The 14,877-nt window shown below is 69.6% G+C and carries 15 protein-coding genes; 8 read left to right on the top strand and 7 right to left on the bottom strand.

What is annotated here, in order from left to right; all coding sequences use genetic code 11:
• Positions 1-28 precede the first annotated feature (28 nt).
• Positions 29-937, bottom strand: coding sequence for a DMT family transporter (locus KHU32_RS17280; RefSeq protein ID WP_249681270.1), 909 nt, complete (start codon positions 935-937; stop codon positions 29-31).
• Positions 938-986: 49 nt separating this feature from the next.
• On the opposite strand from KHU32_RS17280, the gene KHU32_RS17275 reads away from it, so the two are divergent.
• From KHU32_RS17275 to KHU32_RS17245, 7 genes are all read left to right on the top strand, one after another.
• Positions 987-1,631, top strand: a complete 645-nt coding sequence (locus KHU32_RS17275) for an NUDIX domain-containing protein (RefSeq protein WP_213671393.1) — start codon at positions 987-989, stop codon at positions 1,629-1,631.
• Entirely contained in the window at positions 1,628-2,347 is a 720-nt protein-coding gene (locus KHU32_RS17270) for an alanyl-tRNA editing protein (protein WP_213671392.1), read from the top strand. Before KHU32_RS17275 ends, KHU32_RS17270 begins: the two co-directional genes overlap by 4 nt.
• A 3-nt stretch (positions 2,348-2,350) precedes the next feature.
• A complete protein-coding gene (locus tag KHU32_RS17265) occupies positions 2,351-3,190 on the top strand; it encodes a sulfurtransferase (protein WP_213671391.1) in 840 nt (279 codons plus the stop codon).
• Positions 3,190-4,392: a cystathionine beta-lyase gene (gene metC / locus KHU32_RS17260; protein ID WP_213671390.1), complete on the top strand. Its 1,203-nt coding sequence runs from the start codon at positions 3,190-3,192 to the stop codon at positions 4,390-4,392. The genes KHU32_RS17265 and metC overlap by 1 nt, the downstream gene beginning before the upstream one ends.
• Before the next feature lie 73 nt (positions 4,393-4,465).
• Positions 4,466-5,380, top strand: a complete 915-nt coding sequence (cysK, locus tag KHU32_RS17255) for a cysteine synthase A (RefSeq protein ID WP_213671389.1) — start codon at positions 4,466-4,468, stop codon at positions 5,378-5,380.
• 4 nt (positions 5,381-5,384) lie between these two features.
• Positions 5,385-7,697, top strand: a complete 2,313-nt coding sequence (locus KHU32_RS17250; RefSeq protein WP_213671388.1) for a molybdopterin guanine dinucleotide-containing S/N-oxide reductase — start codon at positions 5,385-5,387, stop codon at positions 7,695-7,697.
• 74 nt (positions 7,698-7,771) lie between these two features.
• Positions 7,772-8,791, top strand: coding sequence for an amino acid ABC transporter substrate-binding protein (locus tag KHU32_RS17245; RefSeq protein ID WP_213671387.1), 1,020 nt, complete (start codon positions 7,772-7,774; stop codon positions 8,789-8,791).
• Between the two features lie 7 nt (positions 8,792-8,798).
• On the opposite strand, the gene KHU32_RS17240 is transcribed toward KHU32_RS17245, so the two are convergent.
• Together KHU32_RS17240 and KHU32_RS17235 are read right to left on the bottom strand one after the other, a co-directional pair.
• Entirely contained in the window at positions 8,799-9,179 is a 381-nt protein-coding gene (locus KHU32_RS17240) for a YraN family protein (RefSeq protein ID WP_213671386.1), read from the bottom strand.
• Positions 9,169-10,266, bottom strand: coding sequence for a threonine aldolase family protein (locus KHU32_RS17235; RefSeq protein WP_249681268.1), 1,098 nt, complete (start codon positions 10,264-10,266; stop codon positions 9,169-9,171). Before KHU32_RS17235 ends, KHU32_RS17240 begins: the two co-directional genes overlap by 11 nt.
• A 266-nt stretch (positions 10,267-10,532) precedes the next feature.
• Here KHU32_RS17235 and KHU32_RS17230 point away from each other — a divergent pair, with 266 nt between their 5' ends.
• Positions 10,533-11,285: an SDR family oxidoreductase gene (locus tag KHU32_RS17230; protein ID WP_213671385.1), complete on the top strand. Its 753-nt coding sequence runs from the start codon at positions 10,533-10,535 to the stop codon at positions 11,283-11,285.
• 30 nt (positions 11,286-11,315) lie between these two features.
• Here KHU32_RS17230 and KHU32_RS17225 read toward each other — a convergent pair whose 3' ends face one another.
• The 4 genes from KHU32_RS17225 to lpdA form a co-directional block, all read right to left on the bottom strand.
• On the bottom strand, positions 11,316-11,945 hold the full coding sequence (locus tag KHU32_RS17225; protein WP_347265570.1) for a glutathione S-transferase family protein: 630 nt from the start codon (positions 11,943-11,945) through the stop codon (positions 11,316-11,318).
• Positions 11,942-12,418 (bottom strand): type II toxin-antitoxin system RatA family toxin, encoded by a 477-nt coding sequence (locus tag KHU32_RS17220; protein WP_213671384.1) that lies wholly within the window; start codon positions 12,416-12,418, stop codon positions 11,942-11,944. Before KHU32_RS17220 ends, KHU32_RS17225 begins: the two co-directional genes overlap by 4 nt.
• Complete coding sequence (lipA, locus tag KHU32_RS17215) at positions 12,418-13,395, bottom strand: lipoyl synthase (protein WP_213671383.1); 978 nt, start codon at positions 13,393-13,395, stop codon at positions 12,418-12,420. Before lipA ends, KHU32_RS17220 begins: the two co-directional genes overlap by 1 nt.
• A gap of 82 nt (positions 13,396-13,477) precedes the next feature.
• The gene (lpdA, locus tag KHU32_RS17210; protein WP_213671382.1) at positions 13,478-14,875 is read right to left on the bottom strand and encodes a dihydrolipoyl dehydrogenase; all 1,398 of its coding nucleotides are present in this window, start codon (positions 14,873-14,875) and stop codon (positions 13,478-13,480) included.
• Between the last annotated feature and the right edge of the window lie 2 nt (positions 14,876-14,877).

The raw sequence follows: 14,877 nt of genomic DNA, 5'->3' as shown, positions 1-14,877 counted from the left end.
CGATCGGCAGGGATCGCGGGGCGAAACCTCAGCGCTTGAGGCCCAGCTGCGTCTCCCGGTACCAGATGTAGAGGCCCGAGGCGACGAGGATAAGGGCGCCCACGCCGTCCCACCGATCAGGCGCCTCGGACCAGATGAGCGCGCCCAGCAGGGTCGTCCAGACGATGCCCGAATACTCGAAGGGCGCGACCAGCGTCGGTTCGCCGGCGCGATAGGCCTCGGTCATCAGCAGCTGCGCCAGCGCCGAGATCATGCCGATGCCCAGCAGCAGCCCCCATTGCAGCGGCGTGGGCCAGATCCAGACGGGGATGCTCGCCAGTGCCGCGACGAGGGAGGAGCCGATGGCGAACCACAGCACGATGGAGACGCCGGACTCGCCCGCCTCGCCCATGCGGCGGATGGTGATCATGGCGAGTGCCCAGCAGAGCGCGCCAGCGAGCACGGCCAGGCTGGGTCCGAGGGGGATGTCGCCCTCCGCCCAGGGGCGCACCATCAGCAGCACCCCGCCGAAGCCCACCAGCACGGCAAGGCCGCGCCGCCAGCCCACATGCTCGCCCAGCAGCGGCACGGCGAGCAGCGTCAGGAAGAGCGGCATGGTGAAGCCGAGCGCGGTGACGGCGGCCAGCGGCATGGTGGCATAGCCGTAGAAGGCGGTGGCCATGCCGATCAGCCCGAAGATCATGCGCCAGATATGGCCGGTCGGGTTGCTGGTGCGCAGCGCCGGCCAGCCGCCGGCCCGGTGCAGCAGCGGCAGCAGCACAGGCAGGGCGAAGAGGCTGCGGAACAGCACGAGCTGAACCAGCGGCACAGCCCCGTCCAGCGCCTTCACGCAGGCGGCGGCGGCGGCGAAAAGGATCGCCGCGCCGAGGATCGCGAGGATGGCCCGACGGCGCGCGGCGCCTGCCGCAACCGGCCTGGCAGGAGAAAGACTTTGCAAGGCTCGGCTCATGGACTGGCGTGGGGGACGAGGTTACGGTTTCGGCCGCATGAGCGCCAGACCACCCAAGGCACCCGCCATTCCCCCCTTTCCGGGGCTCGAGGTCCGCGAAGACGAGCTGGTCTGGAGCGGACGCTTCCCGTTGCAGCGGGTGCGCTTCACCTATGAGAGGTTCGACGGCGCCCGCTCCCCCGAGCTGACCTGGGAGCTCTGGCGCCGCGGCCGCGGCGTCGCGATGCTGCCCTTCGACCCCTGGACCGACCGTGTGGCGCTCATCGAGCAGTTCCGCCTGCCGGTGCATGCGGCCGGCCTGCCCGCGATCCATACCGAATGCGTGGCCGGCCTGCTGGAGGCGGGCGAGGATCCGGAGGCGGCGGCCCGGCGCGAGACGCAGGAAGAAGCCGGCCTCGTGCCCGACCGCGTCGAGACCATCGGCCAGTTCATGCTGATGCAGGGCGGCTGCGACGAGCTGATGTTCCTGCATTGCGGCCGCACGCGCTTGCCGGAGCCCGAGGCCGCCGTCACCCACGGCCTCGTGCAGGAGGGCGAGGACATCCGGCTGCTGATCATGCCCACCGCCCGCGCCTTCGCGCTGCTGGACACCAACGAGATCCGCAACGCCACCTGCGCCCTTTCCCTCTTCTGGCTGCGCCAGCATCACGCGCGCCTGCGCGACGAATGGACCCGTGAATGACCGAAGTCCTCTACCGAGCCGATTCCTATCTGCGCGAGACCACGGCCCGCATCGTCTCCGCCGAGGCGGCGGGCATCGTGCTCGACCGCACCAATTTCTACGCCCGCGCCGGCGGCCAGCCGGGCGATACGGGCACCCTGCGCTGGGCGGGCGGCGAGGTTCCGATCCTCGAAGCCGTGAAGGGCGAGGGCGAAGCGATTCTGCACCGCACGCCCGAGGGCGCGGCCCTGCCGCCGCCCGGCACCGAGGCCACGTTGGTCCTGGAGTGGGAGCGGCGCCACCGCCACATGCGCATGCACAGCGCCATGCACCTGCTCTGCAGCCTCATCCCCGGCGCCGGCGTGACCGGCGGCCAGGTGGGCGCGGACAAGTCGCGCCTCGATTTCGACCTTGCCGAGCCGCCGACCAAGGAATCCCTGACCGAGGCGCTGAACGCGCTGGTCGCGGCGGACCACCCCATCTCCGACACCTGGATCAGCGAGGCGGAGCTCGACGCCAATCCGGGGCTGGTGCGAACGCTCTCCGTGCAGCCGCCCCGCGGCTCGGGGCAGATCCGCCTCGTGCGCATCGGCCCTGAGGAAGCGCCCGTGGACCTGCAGCCCTGCGGCGGGACGCATGTGAAGACCACGCGGGAGATCGGCCGTGTGGAGGTGACGAAGATGGAAAACAAAGGGCGGCAGAATCGCCGCATCAGCATCGCGCTCGTGGAGGGCTAGTTCATGGAAGATCTCGTTTCGACGGAATGGCTGGCGGGGGAGCTCGGCAAGCCCGACCTGCTCGTCTTCGACACCACCAAGTACCTGCCCAACGAGCCCTTCGACGGTAAGACGAAGTTCGCCGAGGCGCATATCCCCGGCGCCGGCTTCTACGACATCGACGAGGTGGCCGATCCGGACGCCACCCTGCCCCACATGATCCCGAGCGCCGCGCGCTTCGAGAAGCTGATGGCCAAGCTCGGCGTCTCGAATGACAGCCGCATCGTCTTCTACGACCAGAAGGGCCTGCAATCCTCGGCGCGCGGCTGGTGGCTCATGCGGCTCTTCGGCCACTGGAACGCCGCAGTGCTCGACGGCGGCCTGCCGAAATGGGTGAAGGAGGGACGCCCCGTCGAGACGGGCGAGGCCAAGGCCGCCAAGCCTGGCAGCTACGTGGCCGACTTCATCGCGGGCCGCGTGCTCGGCATCGGCGACGTCAAGCGGACCCTGGAGAAGGGCGACCGCCTGGTACTCGACGCCCGCGCCGCCGGCCGCTTCAAGGGCACGGCGCCCGAGCCCCGGCCGGGCCTGCCCTCCGGCCACATGCCGGGCGCGGCCAATATCCCCTTCAACGAGCTCTTCGCGGCCGATGGCACCATGCTGCCGAAGGCAGCCCTCGCCGCGCGCTTCGCCGCTGCCGGCGCCGACGGCTCGCGCCCCCTCGTGACGAGTTGCGGCACGGGCGTCACCGCCTGCATCCTCACGCTGGGCGCCGTGCGCGCCGGCCTGCCTGAGCCCGCCGTCTATGACGGCTCCTGGACCGAGTGGGCGAGCCGCCCCGAGACCGCAAAGGCCACCGCGTAATGCCCGACGATCACAACCCCGCCGACCGCAAGCAGCTCGGCTTCGCCACCCGCATCGGTCATGCCGGCCGCGCCGGCGTGAAGAGCCACGGCTTCGTGAACCCGCCGGTCTATCGCGGCTCCACCGTGCTCTATCCCGATGCCGAGGCGCGCCGCGACGGCGGGGCGAAGCGCTTCGAGCGCTACATGACCTACGGCACGGCCGGCGGCCCCACGCATTACGCGCTGGAGGACGTGATCGCCGAGATCGAGGGCGGCACGCATGCCACCATCGTCGGCACCGGCCTCGCGGCCGTCACCGTGCCGCTGACCGCCTATCTCAAGAACGGCGACCATTGCCTGATCCCCGACAGCGTCTATGGGCCCGCGCGCAACTTCGCGACCTCGCTGATGAAGGATTGGGGGATCGAGACCACCTTCTACGATCCCTGCGTGGACGAGGCCGGCATGGCCGCGCTCATCCGCCCCAATACCAAGGTCGTCTACACCGAGAGCCCGGGCTCCCACACCTTCGAGGTGCAGGACGTGCCGGCGATCGCGCGGGCGGCGCATGCCCGCGGCTGCAAGGTGCTGATGGACAACACCTGGGGCATCCACACCTTCCAGCCCTTCGAGCATGGCGTGGACGTCTCGATCCAGGCGCTGACCAAGTATGTCGGCGGCCATTCGGACATCCTGCTCGGCAGCATCACCGTGAACTCGGATGAGGATCACCACATCATCCGCTCGGCGACCTACACCATGGGCCACTATGCCTCGCCGGATGATTGCTGGCTGGCGCTGCGCGGCGTGCGCACCATGCCGATGCGCCTGAAGCAGCAGGAGGCCGCGAGCCTCGAGGTCGCGAAGTGGCTGGAGGCGCAGCCGCAGATCAAGCAGGTGCTGCACCCCGCCCTGCCCTCGCACCCGCAGCACGCTTTGTTCAAGCGCGACTTCACCGGGGGCTGCAGCCTCTTCGGCGTCGTGCTCGACCCGCGCTACGACCAGAGCGACATGTTCCGCTTCGTGAACGCGCTGCAGCTCTACGGCATCGGCGCGAGCTGGGGCGGCTTCGAGAGCCTGGCCCTGCCCACGACCGGCTTCGTCACCCGCACCGCGGGCTCGGGCGAATTCGGGGGCACGATGCTGCGCCTGCACATCGGCCTGGAGGACACGAAGGACCTGATCGCCGACCTTGCACAGGGCCTGCGGGTTCTCAACTAGCAGCGAGGGGGCCCTGCCCCCTCCCCTCGCCAGGGAGCATGCTCCCTGGCCCCAACTCTCCAAGGAGCCCGCCATGAAGGCCACGGACGTCCTCGCCACCATCGGCAACACGCCCCATATCCGCCTCGGACGGCTCTTTCCCGACGCCGAGGTCTGGGTGAAGTCCGAGCGCTCCAACCCGGGCGGCTCCATCAAGGACCGTATCGGCATCGCCATGATCGCCGCCGCCGAGGCGGACGGCTCGCTCAAGCCGGGCGGCACGATCATCGAGCCGACCTCCGGCAATACGGGCATCGGCCTGGCCATGGCGGCGGCCGTGAAGGGCTACAAGCTCATCCTCGTCATGCCCGAGAGCATGTCGATCGAGCGGCGCCGCCTCATGCAGGCCTATGGCGCGACCTTCGACCTGACGCCGCGCGAGAAGGGCATGAAGGGCGCCATCGCCCGCGCCGAGGAGCTCGTGGCCGCCACCCCCGGCGCCTGGATGCCGCAGCAGTTCGAGAATCCCGCCAACGTGGACATCCACGTGAAGACGACGGCGCAGGAGATCCTGGCCGACTTCCCCGAGGGGCTGGACGCGATCATCACCGGTGTCGGCACGGGCGGCCACATCACCGGCTGCGCCAAGGTGCTGAAGAAGGCATGGCCGAAGCTGAAGGTCTTCGCCGTGGAGCCCACCACCTCCCCCGTGCTCTCCGGCGGCGCGCCCTCGCCCCACCCGATCCAGGGCATCGGCGCCGGCTTCGTGCCCGGCATCCTGGACATGAGCCTGCTGGACGGAGTGATCCAGGTCACGGCCGATGCGGCCAAGGATTTCGCGCGCCGCTCGGCGACCAAGGAGGCGCTGCTGGTCGGCATCTCCTCCGGCGCCACGCTCGCCGCCATCGCCCAGAAGCTGCCCGAGCTGCCGGCCGGCTCGCGGGTGCTGGGCTTCAACTACGACACGGGCGAGCGCTACTTCTCCGTGCCCGACTTCCTTCCGGAGTAACCCCATGGCCGACGCCGCTCCCTTCCTGCCGCACAGCTCCCACTGGGGCAATTTCACCGCGCGCTGGCATGAGGGGCGGCTCGAGCTGCGGCCGCACCCGGGCGATCCCGATCCCAGCCCCATCCTCGGCAACATGGCGGCCGCGCTCCGGCATCCGGCACGCATCGCGCGGCCCATGGTGCGTCGCGGCTGGCTGGAGCGCGGGCCCGGCCCCGACGCCCGGCGCGGCAGCGAAGAATTCGTGCCCATGGAATGGGACCAGGTGCTCGACCTGCTGGCGGGCGAGCTGCGCCGCGTGAAGGAGGCTCATGGGCCGCAGTCGGTCTTCGGCGGCTCCTACGGCTGGTCGAGCGCCGGGCGCTTCCACCATGCGCAGAGCCAGGTTCACCGGTTCCTCAACATCGCGCTGGGTGGCTACGTCCGCTCGGTGAACTCCTACAGCGCCGGCGCCTCGGCAGTGATCCTGCCGCGCATCGCGGCCCCCATGGAGCAGATCTCCCGCCGCAACGTGACCTGGGACGCGATCGCCCGGCACACCGACATCATCCTCTCCTTCGGCGGCATGGCCCTCAAGAACAGCATGGTGGCCAGCGGCGGCATCAGCCAGCATGTCGAGCGCGGCTCCATGCAGGCGGCCTGCGAGCGCGGGGCCGAATTCGTCCTGATCAGCCCGCTCCGCGACGACCTGCCCGTGGAGGCCGGCGCCGAATGGCTGCCGGTGCGCCCGAACACCGACACGGCGCTGATGCTGGCCCTGACCCACACGCTCGTGGCCGCCGGCCTGCACGATCGCGCCTTCCTCGACCGCTATACGGCGGGCTGGGACGTCTTCGAGGATTATCTGATGGGCCGCACGGACGGCCAGCCCAAGGACGCCGCCTGGGCCGCGCCCATCACCGGGCTGACGGCCGAGGCGATCACGGCGCTCGCGCATCGCCTGCCCGGCCGCCGCAGCCTGATCACCGTCTCGCATTCCCTGCAGCGCGCCGAATTCGGCGAGCAGCCGGTGTGGATGGGCATGGTCCTGGCCGCGGCGCTGGGGCAGATCGGCCTGCCGGGCGGCGGTTATCATTATTCTCTGGGCGCGCTCGGCCATACCGGGCGGCGGATGGTCGCGACGCCGGTCGCCGCGCTGAACCAGGGCAAGAACTCGGTGCGCGAGTTCATCCCCGTGGCGCGCATCACCGACATGCTGCTCAACCCGGGCGGCCGCTACGACTACGACGGCAAGGAATACGCCTATGCCGACATCAAGCTGGTCTATTGGGCGGGCGGAAACCCCTTCCACCACCACCAGGACATCAACCGCCTGCGCCGCGGCTTCGCGCGGGTGGACACGCTGATCGTCCACGACAGCGCCTGGACCGCCACTGCGCGCCACGCCGATATCGTCCTGCCGGCCACCGTCACCATGGAGCGGGAGGATATCGGCGCCGCGCCGACCGACCCTCTCATCATCCCCATGCACCGCATCGCCGAGCCCTATGGTGAGGCGCGCGATGATTTCGCCATCTTCGCCGGCCTCGCCGAACGGCTGGGCTGCTCGGAGGCCTTCACGGAGGGCCGCAGCGTCCGCGAATGGCTGGCCTTCCTCTACGAATCAGCGCGCACGGCGCTGGAGGCGCGCGGCCTGCCGGCGCCCGATTTCGAGACCCTCTGGCGCGAAGGCCCGCTGGAGATTCCCTTCGCGGAGGATGACGGCGGGGTGCTGCGCGCCTTCCGCGAGGATCCGGAAGCCAATGCCCTGCACACGGAATCCGGGCGCCTGCAGATCTTCTCGCCCACCATCGCCGGCTTCAACTATCCGGACTGCCCGGGCCACCCGACCTGGCTCGAGCCGGTGGACGTGCCGACCGCCGAGGCGCCGCTGCGCCTCGTCGCCAACCAGCCCGCCACCAAGCTGCACAGCCAGCTCGATTTCGGCGCCACCAGCCAGGAGGCCAAGCGCCGCGGCCGCGAGGTCGTCCGCATGAACCCGGCCGATGCCGAGGCACGCGGGATCGCCGATGGCGACATCGTGCGCCTCTTCAACAATCGCGGCGCCTGCCTCGCGGCGGCGCAGCTGACCGAGGCGGTGGCGCCGGGCATCGTCAACCTGCCCACCGGCGCCTGGTACGACCCGGACGACGCCGCGGCCGAGGCGCCGCTCTGCGTCCACGGCAATCCGAACGTGCTGACGCGCGACTTCGGTACCTCGCGCCTGGCGCAGGGCTGCACGGGCCAGCTCACCTCCGTCCAGGTTGAACGCTTCGAGGGCAACCTGCCGCCGGTGCGTGCCTACGAACCGCCCGCGGCCCTGGCCGCCGCCGCCGAATAGGCCCGACAAGGGACTGGCCGCCGCAGCCGGAATTCCGCACCCTGTTCGCATAACAAGAACGGGGACTTCCAAGGATGCGACGTTTTCTGACCCTGGCGGCCGTCCTGCTGCTGCCGGGCATCGCCTCGGCCCAGGTGGCGGCCGGCCCCACCCTCTCCGCCGTGCGTGCCAAGGGCTTCGTGGACTGCGCGGTCAGCCCGGGCACACCAGGCTTCGGCGCCCCGGACAGCCAGGGCATCTACCGCGGCCTTGATCCCGACAGCTGCCGCGCCGTCGCCGCCGCCGTCTTCGGCGATGTGAGCCGCGCACGCTTCGTGCCGGTGGCCAGCGGGCAGCGCCCCACCTCCGTGCAGACCGGCGCCGTCGATATCGTGACCAGCACCTTCACCTGGTCCCATTCGCGCGACACCGCCAACGCCCTGAACTTCGCCGCCATCAACTTCTACGACGGCCAGTCCTTCCTGGTGCGGGCTTCCGCCAATATCCGCACCCCGCGCGACCTCGATGGCGCGGCGATCTGCGCCACTGCCGGCTCGACCAGCGAGCTCAACGTCGCCGACTGGGCGCGCGCCAACAACATCCGCTACCGGCCCGTCGTCTTCGAGCGCGCCGACGAGGCCCGGGCCGCCTATATCTCCGGCCGCTGCGACGCCTATTCGACCGATGCGAGCCAGCTTGCCGCCGTCCGCTCGGCCATGACCAATCCGGCCGAGCACATCGTCCTCGACGACCGCATCAGCAAGGAGCCCCTCGCCATGGCCGTCCGCCACGGCGACGACCAGTGGATGGATATCGTCCGCTGGTCCTTCTACGCGCTGGTCGAGGCGGAGGAGCTGGGCATCACCCAGGCCAATGTCGACGAGATGCTGAACAGCCAGATCCCGGCCATCCGCCGCCTGCTGGGCCAGTCCGGCGATCATGGTCCGATGATGGGGCTGGACCGGCGCTGGGCCTACAACATCATCAAGGCGCTGGGGAATTACGGCGAGATCTACGACCGCCATCTGGGCCCGAACACCTCGATCGGCCTGCCGCGCGGGGTGAACAACCTGTGGAACCGCGGCGGGCTGATGTACGTCCCACCCATCCGCTAATCCCGGCTCAACCCTGGCGGAGCGCGTCCACGACGCGCTTCACCGAGCCGTCGGCCGCGACGAGAAGCACGTCGAACCGCATCCCGGCCTGGCCATGGCCGGGATGACCGACCAGCCAGATCTCGGCGGCTTCCATCAGGCGGCGCTGCTGGCGCCCGGTGAGGGCGAAGGCGGCCTCCTCCAGGCTGGGCCGCGCCTTCACCTCGACGAAGGCGAGCAGCCCTTCCTTTTCCGCCACCAGGTCCAGTTCGCCGGCCGGGGTGCGGTGGCGTTCCGCCAGCACCGTCCAGCCGTCGCGGACCAGGGCGTCGCGCGCCAGGGCCTCGGCGTCGCGACCTCTGCGGTCGGCGACGAGGCCCCGGCGCTGGCGCCTGGGATCAGGCGGCAAGCGCGTCGCGAATGGCCGAGACCGTCTCGGGGATCATCGCGGCCGTCACGTCCAGGTGCAGGCAAGCGCGCACGCGGCCGCCGAGCCCGCTGACCATGATGCCCTGCTTCAGCAGCGTCTCCTGCAGCTGCGGCACGCTCTTGCCCGTCGCCTTGATGTCGAAGAAGACGAGGTTGGTGTCGGGATCCTCGACCACCACGCCCTCGATCTGCGCGAGGCCGCGCGCGAGCGCCTTGGCATTGGCGTGATCGTCCGCCAGCCGGTCGATGTTGTGTTCCAGCGCGTAGATGCAGGCCGCCGCGCAGACGCCGCCCTGGCGCATGGAGCCGCCCAGGCGCTGCTTCCAGCGCCAGGCCTGCCCAATGAACTCATTGGACCCGCAGAGCACGGCACCCAGCGGCGCGCCGAGGCCCTTCGTGAAGTCGAGCCACACGCTGTCGAAGCCGGCCACCATGTCGGAGGCCGGAATGCCGGCGCTCACGCAGGCGTTCATCAGCCGCGCGCCATCCATATGGGTGGCCCAGCCCTGCTCATGCGCGATGTCGGTGAGCTCGTTCAGCGTCTGCAGCGACCAGATGGCACCGCCGCCGATATTCGCCGTCTGCTCGATCTCGAGCAGGCGCTGCGGCGGCGTGTAGCGGGTCTTGGGGCGGATGGCGGCGCGCAGGTCGTCCGGCGAGAACATGCCGCGCGCGCCCTTGAGGCCCATGATCTGCACGCCGGTCAGCGCGGCATGCGTGCCGCCCTCGCTGTGCAGGATGTGGCTGGTCTCATGCGCCACGACCTCGTCGCCCTTCTGGCAATGCGTGAGGATGGCGATGACGTTGCACATGGTCCCGCTGGGCAGGAACATAGCGGCTTCCTTGCCGGTGAGCGCGGCCATGCGGTCGCACAGCTCCCAGACGGTCGGGTCGTCGCCATGCTGCTCGTCGCCCATCTCGGCGCGCATCATCGCCTCCTTCATCGCAGGCGTCGGGCGCGTCTGCGTGTCGGAGTAGAGGTTGATGCGCACCGGCGGCGCGCCCTTGGGCGGCCGGGCAGGTGCCCAGGAGTTGGAGGACATGCTGTGGGAGGGAGCTTGGACCATGAGGAAATCCTGACAGGATTTCCCAGGGCCGTCAGCCCCGTCCGGACAAATGCGGGCCGCCAAATTCGAGCGGCGACCGGCGTCATCCATGCCGGGAAATCAAGCCGATCTTCAGGCAGGAATCTGGAGGAGACCGGCTGGCGCGGAGCGCCCCGGCGCGCCAGCATCGGCGCCGACTGACTATCCGCCAGTCCACCAATCACCGAGGAGTCCGGACCATGATCACCGCCCGCAACACGCCCGCTTTCGACAAGGCCGTCTGAGCCATGGGAACGCTGGAAGGAAAGATCGTCTGGATCACCGGTGGCGGCACCGGGATCGGCCTCGCGGGCGCCAAGGCCCTGGCCGAGGCCGGCGCGAAGGTCATCCTGTCGGGACGCCGGCCGGAAGTGCTGGAGGAGGCCATCGCCGGCCTTCCCGGCGCCACGGCCATGCCGCTGGATGTGAGCGACGCGGCCGGCGCGCGCGACGTGGCGGAGCGCATCCTCGCCGCCCATGGCCGCATCGATATCCTGATCAATTCGGCGGGCCTCAACGTCCCCCGCCGCACCTGGGCCGAGGTGAGCACCGACGGCTGGGACACCGTCCGCTCCGTCAATACGGACGGGACCTTCTACTGCATCGCGGCCGCGCTGCCGGCGATGCGGCGCCAGAAGGACGGGCTGGTGGTGAACGTCGCCTCCTGGGCCGGCAAGCACTTCGGCAAGATGACGGGCCCCGCCTATACCTCGGCCAAGCACGCCGTGGTGGCGATGACGCATTCGCTCAACATGGAGGAATGGTCCAACGGCATCCGCGCCACCGTGATCTGCCCCGCCGAGGTGAACACGCCGATCCTGGACACGCGCCCCGCCCCGCCCTCGCAGGCGATGCGGGCGCGGATGCTGCAGGCGGATGACCTGGGCCGCACCATCCGCTTCGTCTGCGAGATGCCGGCGCATGTCTGCACCAACGAGATTGTGCTCAGCCCGGTCTGGAACCGCTCCTTCGGCGCGACGGATCCCGCCGCGACGAACTGAGGCCCAGGGCCGCCCTCCCCGGAGGGCGGCTCAGCCCGGCACGTGCCGGGACCAGACCGGCGCGATGCGCGGGCGGGAAGCCACCGCCCGCGCCATGGCCTCCACCCGCGGGCATTCGGCGGGGATCCATTCCGCGCCCTTCATCCAGCGCGAGAGCGCCGCCAGGTAGATATCCGCGACGCTGAAGCGGGCGCCGAGGACGAAGGGATCCGGCGCGCATTCGCGTTCGATCAGGCGCCAGATGTCGCGGCCCATCTCCATCGCCCGCGCGCGGATTGCGCCGGCATGGGCCGGGTCGGCGCTGAAGCGCTCCGGGTAATCGAAGCGCGTGACATGCGGGTAGAATTCCCCGGCCACCAGCGCCATCCAGCGCAGCGCCACTGAACGCGCGGGGTCGCCGGATGGGGGCAGCAAGCCCGCCTCCGGATGACGGTCGACAAGGGTGAGTAGGATCGCCAGGGATTCCGTCACCACCGTCCCGTCCGGGAGGATCAGCGTCGGGATGCGGCCCATCGGATTGAGCTGGCGATACTCGGCCTCGAGCTGTGCGTCGCTGGCCAGCGGCACCGGCCGGAGCTCCACCGCCGCGCCGATCTCTGCGAGCGCCATCTCCACGGGACCCGAGCCTGAGCCGGTATCGCCGTAGAGAATGTAGGTCACCGCTGTGGCACCGGCGTGGGCGTCGCGACCGGAGGGGCGGAATGCCGGCCGTAGAGGGCCATCGCGCGGCGTTCGAAGGCACGCACCATCATCCGCACCGCCTCGTTGAACACGGTGCCGATCACGGCCTGGAGCAGCTTCGAGCGGAACTCGAAATCGACGAAGAAATTGACCTCGGTGCCGCCGGGCACGGGCGTCAGGCGCCAGGTGTTGTTGAGGTAGCGGAAGGGCCCGTCGAGATACTTCACCTCGACCAGATGCGGCCGATCCAGCGTCACCTCACTGCGGAAGGTCTCGCGGAACATCTTGAAGCCGATGGTGAGATCCGCGACCAGCTTCGTCTCGTCGCGGCTGAGAACGCGGGCGCCCACGCACCAGGGCAGGAATTCGGGATAGCGATGGACGTCCGCCACCATCTGGAAAATCTGCTCCGGCGTGTACCGAAGGATCTTCTTCTCGGCATGCGTCGGCATCAGGCCGCCAGGCTCTTTTCCCGCGCCGCCCGCAGCGCGGCGAAGTCGCGGTCGGCGTGGTAGGAGCTGCGCGTCAGCGGCGTCGCGGAGACCAGCAGGAAGCCCTTGGCGCGCGCCAGGCTGGCATAGTCCGCGAATTCGGCCGGATCGACGAAGCGGGCGACGGCCGCGTGCTTCACGCTCGGCTGGAGGTACTGGCCGATGGTGAGGAAGTCGATGTCGGCGCTGCGCATGTCCTCCATCACCTGCTGCACCTCGATGCGCTCCTCGCCCAGGCCGACCATGACGCCGGACTTGGTGAAGATGGAGGGATCGAGCTGCTTCACGCGGTCCAGCAGCCGGAGCGAGTGGTAATAGCGCGCCCCGGGCCGGATGCCCGGATAGAGCCGCGGCACGGTTTCCAGGTTGTGGTTGAACACGTCCGGCTTGGCCGCGACCACGACCTCCAGCGCGCCTTCCTTGCGGAGGAAATCGGGCGTCAGGATTTCGATGGTGGTGTCCGGCGCAGCCCGGCGGATGGCGGCGATCGTCTCGGCGAAGTGCTTCGCCCCGCCGTCCTTCAGGTCGTCGCGATCCACGCTGGTGATGACGACATGGCGCAGGCCAAGTGCGGCAACCGCATCGCCCACCCGGCGCGGCTCGTCATGGTCCAGCGGATTGGGCAGGCCGGTGGCGACGTTGCAGAAGGAGCAGGCGCGCGTGCAGGTATCGCCCATGATCATCATGGTGGCGTGGCGCTGGCTCCAGCACTCGCCGATATTCGGGCAGGCCGCCTCCTCGCAGACGGTCACGAGCTTGTTCTCGCGCATGAGGTTGCGCGTCTCGTGGTAGATCGGGTGCGTCGGCGCCTTCACGCGGATCCAGTCGGGCTTCCGCTGGATGGCGTTGTCGGGGCGGTGCGCCTTCTCGGGATGCCGCTCGGCGGCCGTCCTGACACTCCCCCCCTGGGGACGATGGTCGATCTCGATGCGGGCCATGATCCCCCTCATATAGCGCGGGTGGGCGGTTTCACATCCCCGGAAAATCCGCCCCGCCCATGACGGCGGGGCGGCCCAGACCTCAGATGTGAATGACCCGGCCGAAGGCGTCGAGGACGGATTCGTGCATGGTTTCCGACACCGTCGGGTGCGGGAAGACGGTATGCATGAGGTCGATTTCCGTCGTCTCCAGGCTGCGCGCGATGGTGTAGCCCTGGATCATCTCCGTCACCTCGGGGCCGACCATATGTGCGCCGAGCAGCTCGCCGGTCTTGGCGTCGAAGACGGTCTTGGTGAAGCCCTCGGTGTCGCCGAGCGCGATGGCCTTGCCGTTGCCGATGAAGGGGAAGCGGCCGACCTTCACCTCATGGCCAAGCTCCTTGGCCTTGGCCTCCGTCAGGCCGACCGAGGCCACCTGCGGGCGGCAATAGGTGCAGCCGGGGATGTTGCTGCCGTCGAACTCATGCGGCTCCAGCCCGGCGATGAACTCCACGCAGGTGATGGCCTCGTGGCTCGCCTTGTGCGCAAGCCAGGGCGGGCCGGCGACATCGCCGATGGCGAAGACATTGGGCTCGCCGGTGCGGCCATAGCCATCCACGACGATATGCGTCCGCTCGACCTGCACCTTGGTGCCTTCGAGGCCGAGGCCCTCGACATTGCCGACGATGCCGACGGCGGAGATCAGCCGGTCGGCCTCGATCTCCTGCGTCTTGCCGCCGATCTCCACGGTGGCCGTCACGGTGGAGGCGCCCTTCTTCACGCCCTTCACCTGCGCGCCGACGAGGACCTTCATGCCCTGCTTCTCGAAGGCCTTCTTCACGAAGGCCGAGACCTCGGCATCCTCGACCGGCAGCACGCGGTCCAGCGCCTCGATCAGCGTCACCTCGCTGCCGAGGTCACGGTAGAAGCTCGCGAATTCCGCGCCGATGGCGCCCGAGCCGATGACGATCAGCCGCTTGGGCACGCTGTCGGGGACCAGCGCCTCCTTGTAGGTCCAGACCAGCTTGCCGTCCGGCTCCATGCCCGGCAGGACGCGGGCGCGCGCGCCGGTGGCCAGGATGATGTTCTTAGCGACCAGGTCAGCGACCTTCTTGCCGTCCTTCTCGACGGCGATCTTCCCGCCGCCGCCGGCCAGCTTGCCGCTGCCGTCGATGACGGTGATGCCGTTCTTCTTCATCAGGAACTTCACGCCGCCGGACAGCTGCGAGGCCACGCCCCGGCTGCGCTTCACGATCTTGGCGATGTCAAACTTCACGTTCTCCGCGCTCAGGCCGTAATGGTCGAGCGTCTGGAGGATGTGGAAGATCTCGGAGGAGCGCAGCAGCGCCTTGGCCGGGATGCAGCCCCAGTTGAGGCAGATGCCGCCCAGGTGCTCGCGCTCCACGATCGCGACCTTCATCTTGAGCTGCGCGGCGCGGATGGCCGCGACATAGCCGCCCGGGCCGGAGCCCACCACCACCAGATCGTAATTGTCGGCCATGC

Origin of the sequence: Roseococcus pinisoli (assembly GCF_018413645.1) — a bacterium.
Taxonomy (GTDB): domain Bacteria; phylum Pseudomonadota; class Alphaproteobacteria; order Acetobacterales; family Acetobacteraceae; genus Roseococcus; species Roseococcus pinisoli.
This window is presented reverse-complemented; position numbering and strand designations above follow the sequence as displayed.